Source organism: Microcystis sp. LE19-10.1B (assembly GCF_027530565.1).
GTDB lineage: Bacteria > Cyanobacteriota > Cyanobacteriia > Cyanobacteriales > Microcystaceae > Microcystis > Microcystis aeruginosa.
This window is the reverse complement of the sequence record NZ_JAPZQM010000116.1, coordinates 1-4,912: the sequence shown is the minus strand read 5'-3', so window position 1 is coordinate 4,912 and position 4,912 is coordinate 1. Positions and strand designations below refer to the sequence as shown.

Annotated in this window: 6 protein-coding genes; 2 read left to right on the top strand and 4 right to left on the bottom strand. The window is 46.1% G+C overall.

All coding sequences use genetic code 11. From position 1 onward, the window contains the following. Positions 1-170: 170 nt before the first annotated feature. Positions 171-833: a class I SAM-dependent methyltransferase gene (locus O9332_RS04080; protein ID WP_002760819.1), complete on the bottom strand. Its 663-nt coding sequence runs from the start codon at positions 831-833 to the stop codon at positions 171-173. A 106-nt stretch (positions 834-939) separates the two neighbouring features. On the opposite strand from O9332_RS04080, the gene O9332_RS04075 reads away from it, so the two are divergent. Then, a complete protein-coding gene (locus O9332_RS04075; RefSeq protein WP_002760822.1) occupies positions 940-3,495 on the top strand; it encodes a hybrid sensor histidine kinase/response regulator in 2,556 nt (851 codons plus the stop codon). A gap of 66 nt (positions 3,496-3,561) precedes the next feature. Beyond that, positions 3,562-3,951, top strand: a complete 390-nt coding sequence (locus O9332_RS28310) for a response regulator (RefSeq protein WP_502846637.1) — start codon at positions 3,562-3,564, stop codon at positions 3,949-3,951. A 12-nt stretch (positions 3,952-3,963) separates the two neighbouring features. On the opposite strand, the gene O9332_RS04070 is transcribed toward O9332_RS28310, so the two are convergent. The 3 genes from O9332_RS04070 to O9332_RS04060 form a co-directional block, all read right to left on the bottom strand. Then, positions 3,964-4,362 (bottom strand): hypothetical protein, encoded by a 399-nt coding sequence (locus tag O9332_RS04070; RefSeq protein ID WP_002760825.1) that lies wholly within the window; start codon positions 4,360-4,362, stop codon positions 3,964-3,966. A 24-nt stretch (positions 4,363-4,386) separates the two neighbouring features. After that, positions 4,387-4,674 carry a hypothetical protein gene (locus O9332_RS04065; RefSeq protein ID WP_002795750.1) on the bottom strand — a complete coding sequence of 96 codons (288 nt, stop codon included), beginning with the start codon at positions 4,672-4,674 and terminating at the stop codon, positions 4,387-4,389. Between the two features lie 85 nt (positions 4,675-4,759). After that, positions 4,760-4,882: a hypothetical protein gene (locus tag O9332_RS04060; RefSeq protein WP_288023767.1), complete on the bottom strand. Its 123-nt coding sequence runs from the start codon at positions 4,880-4,882 to the stop codon at positions 4,760-4,762. Between the last annotated feature and the right edge of the window lie 30 nt (positions 4,883-4,912).

Below are 4,912 nucleotides of genomic sequence, written 5' to 3'. Positions count from 1 at the left end.
AAATCCTTATCTGGCAAGAGACTTAATTGATTAGTTCGCTCTAGATAAAAAACAATTGACAAAAATCGCTAAATGCCTTTCTATATAAGGGTTCCATCCCTTATAACCCCCGTCCATTGCATAACAATTACCGAAGAGCCACTAAATTTAGACAACAAAAATCGACTTCTTCACTTTTTCATTGCCAGGGTCAAACCATCACCAATAGGAATAATACTGATATTGACCCGTTGATCCTGCTGAATTTTGGCATTAAGTGAACGGATAATTTTGGTGCGATTATCGGTGCTATCGGCCGCCGCTACTCGTCCCGACCAAAAAACATTATCGATGGCGATAATTCCGCCGCTTCTGACCAATTGTAACGCCCGTTCGTAGTAGGGATCATAATTACTTTTATCGGCATCGATAAAGACAAAATCAAAACTATTACTTTCTCCCCCGGCGATTAATTGATCTAAAGTCTCCAGGGCCGGGGCAATTCTTAAATCGATTTTATCGGCGACACCGGCCTGCTGCCAATAACGGCGGGCTATACTGGTATATTCTTCCCTTAGATCACAGGCGATCAGCTTGCCTTCTGGGGGTAAAGCTAAGGCTACCACTAGAGAACTATAACCGGTAAAAACCCCTATTTCTAGGGTTTTTTTCGCCCCGATCGCCTGTACCAAAAAAGCCATAAACTGACCTTGTTCGGGGGCAATCTGCATGACTGCCAGGGGTTGAGAGGCAGTTTCTTGACGTAATTGAGCTAAAATCGGAGATTCTCGCAGACAGATAGATTGATAATAGGAGTAAAATTGTTGATCGAGTCCAAGAGTTTGATTAGCCATAAAAAAATTGCTAGTGGATAGAGTTATCGAGTAAAATTCTGGGTAATCTGAAGCTAGAGAGAGCGTATTGGTTGACCAAAAAGGAAGACTTGGCAGGAAGCAAATCATGATGAAACCCGACTCGGATCATCTCTTTAACGAGGATCTCGAACAGCTGTTAGAGAGTTTAGAAGACAAAGACGCCGACGGTGACGAGGCTCTAGAGGAACTTTTTGGCGATAGTATCAATTGGGAAGAATCCGCCACTAATGATCTTTATTCTACCCCCGGACCGGCTCCCAAGTTAGAACCGGAAGATGGGGATGATCTCGAATCTCTGCTGCTAGAAAATGCGGTGGTCTTGGACTCAGAAGCAATTATAGCCATCGGCAACCCCAATTTTTACGACAGCCTCGAAGACTTAGAAGCTTTTCTGGAAAAACCCACGCCACCGGCGCAACCGCCACTACCAGACATCTTTGAATCCCTAGAGGCCTTCCTCTGGGAATCCCCAGCAGTGGACCCGGTGGCGGCGGCGGAACCTCTGCAAGGGTTAGAATCACTGGAAATTGCGCCAGAAAGCCTCCCAGAGGATGAATTCAGGGATTTAGAAAAACTCCTCGAAGAAACCAATCAGGTGATGGCAGCAAATCCGGCGGCCAGTTTCAGTTCACCGGTCGGGTCAAAAAACCTGCGTCCCCTTGTCAGTAAAGCTTTTGAACAGACGATGCGGGTGCCGATCAAACAATTGGATAACCTCAGCAATCTGATCGGGGAACTGGTGGTTAAACGCAATCGCCTTGAAGAGGAACAGGATCGCCTGCGTCTCTTTTTAGATAATTTGCTAACCTGCGTCCAACATCTGGGTGATGTGGGCAGTCGGATGCAGGATCTCTATGAAAGAAGCCTCCTAGAAGGGGCTTTACTGGCTAGTCGCAATTCCGGTGGTGCCATCGGTTACGGTAGAGTTCAGGGAGAAAATCAGGGGGATTCGGCCATGGCCGGCGAACTAGATGCCCTAGAGATCGACCGTTTTACCGATTTCCATTTATTATCCCAAGAGATGATCGAATTGATCGTACGAGTGCGAGAATCGGCCTCTGATCTTCAATTTGTCGTCGATGAAACCGATCAGGTGACGCGCAGTCTGCGACAGGCCACCACCCAACTACAGGAAGGGATGACCAAATCGCGCATGGTTCCCTTTAGTCAAGCCGCCGAACGCCTACCCCGGGCAATTCGCGATATTTCCCTGAAACTCGATAAACAAGCCAAATTAAAAGTGGAAGGGGGTGATGTTCTCATCGATAAGATGATCCTCGAACATCTCAATAGTCCCATGACCCATCTGGTCAACAATGCGATCACCCACGGCATTGAATCACCCCAAGAACGCATGGCCAAAGGGAAACCTGCCCTCGGGACCATCTCTGTCCGGGCATTCCTACAGGGGAATCAAACCGTGATCACCGTTGGTGATGATGGGGCCGGTATTGATGCTGATCAGGTGAAACGCAAGGCGATCGAAAAAGGCCTGATCGGCGATCAGGAAGCTGAACACCTCAGTCCCCAAGAAGTCTATAAACTCCTCTTTCACCCCGGTTTTAGTACCAAAGATCAGGCCGATGATTTTGCTGGTCGTGGGGTGGGTTTAGATGTGGTGCAGACCAGTTTAATCGATGTGCGCGGGACCGTTACTATTGACTCGGTACTGGGCAAAGGAAGCACTTTTACCATCCGTTCACCCCTAACCCTGAGTATCTGTAAGGCCCTCTGTTGTGTTAGTAATCATGCGCGCATCGGGTTCTCCATGGACGGAGTGGAAGATATGAAGGATTTCCGGTCCAGCGATATCCAAATGGATAGGGAGGGACGGCGCTGCGTTGTCTGGCAAAATACTTTACTACCCTTCCAACCCTTGAGCGAATTGCTTTCCTACAATCGGCAACTAAGTCGCGGTAGTTTTTATACTGGCAAACAGGAGCAAGACTCTTTTTCGATCGTGATCCTGCGCGGTGGTAATAATCTCCTCGCAGTACAGGTGGATCAAGTGATCGGTGAACTGGAAATCGTCATCAAACAGATCGAAGGACCGATTCCGAAAACGGCTGGGATTGCTGGGGCGACGGTTTTGGGCGATGGTACGGTGATGCCGATCGGCGATGTGTTAGAGTTAATCGACATCGCCAGGGGTCGTCTGCGTACCGATAACGGTGGTCCTTGGCGCCAACCTCTCCCCCCCGTAGCGGTGAAAACTAGGCAAAAATCGGGGGCTATGGTTCTGATTGTCGATGATTCGATTACTGTCCGGGAATTGCTCTCTTTAAGCTTTAGTAAAGCTGGTTATCGTGTGGAACAGGCCCGGGATGGTCAAGAAGCTTGGGAAAAATTACGCGGCGGTTTGCCCTGTGATATCGTTTTCTGCGATATCGAGATGCCCCGCATGAATGGCCTAGAATTACTCTATAATTTGCAAAAAGACCCCCAATTAGCCTCGATTCCCGTCGCTTTATTGACTTCCCGAGGAGCGGAACGTCATCGTCAGGTGGCGGCGACATTAGGGGCTAGTGGTTATTTTACCAAGCCCTACACGGAAAGAGATTTACTCTCGGCAGCTGAAAGAATGATTGCGGGGGAAGTGTTACTAGCTAATAGTATTAAAGCGACTCCTAACCCGTCTTGATCCCCCGATACAACGATTATTGACAGTAATCCCGCTAATTTCTTTGCACAATCGACTCCTCGGGTCTTGATTGTCGATGATTCGGTAACGGCGCGGGAAATGTTAGCGATTTCTTTGGTTAAAGCTGGTTATCGCATTGAAAAGGCCCGAGACGGTTTAGAAGCATGGGAAAAATTACGGGCTGGATTAGCTTGTGATCTGATTCTCTGCGATCTCGAAATGCCTCGCCTGAATGGGTTAGAATTGCTCTCTCGTCTGCAAGAGGATGAACAACTTCAAGGGATACCAGTAGCGATGATTACCTCGCGAGGGTCGCAAAAAATGCAGCATCTCGCCGCAGCTAAAGGGGCAAAAGGTTATTTTGTCAAGCCCTATATTGAGGATGTGTTGCTGTTGGCAGCCCAACGTTTAATCGCTGGTGAGGTATTAATCCAAAAAGACAGTCCCGCGGATTAAGTTCAGTTGGAGTTAAGTTTTATCGAGGAGAATTTCCACTAAGGTTTTTACCGTTTTCTCTAACTGTTCGACGCGCTGCTCTAAACTAAGAGAAAGACCGGGAGGTTTTAAACCATGAATCGCTTGCAAAAATGCCTCCCATCCCTTTGAGCATTTAATATTGTAGGCTTCTTTATAGGCTTTATAGGCATTATTATAGTTACCGTAAAGGGAGATAATATCATCTTTAGTTAAATTTCCTTCAGGCAAAGACTTATGGGCAATATTCAAATTTTGCTCGCTTAAACTATTTAAAACTTCTTGCAAGCGGACAGTCAACGTGGCCGTAATTCCGTAAACTTGGGCGGCATTTTTTAGATCCTGCTGGTGCAAATCTTCTAGGTTAGCAATTAATTTACTGATTCTAGACATGATTGATTTTACTCCTTAACTGATTTATTTATCTAGCAAAGATTTGTTGATATTTGACTGACCACTCCCCATTTGTGGCCGGTCAGGATCGGAGGGCAAGTTATTATCTATCGAACCAAAATCTTCCCAGTTATCATCGAGAAATAGAGATTTCACTAAAGTCCATAAAATAGTTAGCTTTCCATATACAGACTTGGTACTACGGACATTATGGGCTGCCACTTTTACTTCCATTTCGATCTGCTTTAATTCAGCAATAACTTTCTCTCGCTCCGCCGTAATTTTGGCTTTTTCTTCAGTTAAATTCCGCATTTCTGAAGTTAAAGAATCTAATTCTTTTTGCAGGTCAACATTAGTGGCAGATATTTCAACAATTTGGTCTTTTAAATGACTGTTATCATCTCGATATTGGGCTCTTCGGGACTTGGTATGGTTCGATATGGGGGCATAAATCGACTAAATCCTTATCTGGCAAGAGATTTAATTGATTAGTTCGCTCTAGATCGCAAACAATTGACAAAAATCGCGGTAATGTCTGTCTCTATAAGGG

Excerpts from the sequence above, each read along its gene's own strand:
- O9332_RS04080 (WP_002760819.1), bottom strand. The coding sequence starts at position 833 with ATGGCTAATCAAACTCTTGGACTCGATCAACAATTTTACTCCTATTAT.
- O9332_RS04075 (WP_002760822.1), top strand. The coding sequence starts at position 940 with ATGATGAAACCCGACTCGGATCATCTCTTTAACGAGGATCTCGAACAG.
- O9332_RS04070 (WP_002760825.1), bottom strand. The coding sequence starts at position 4,362 with ATGTCTAGAATCAGTAAATTAATTGCTAACCTAGAAGATTTGCACCAG.
- O9332_RS04065 (WP_002795750.1), bottom strand. The coding sequence starts at position 4,674 with ATGCGGAATTTAACTGAAGAAAAAGCCAAAATTACGGCGGAGCGAGAG.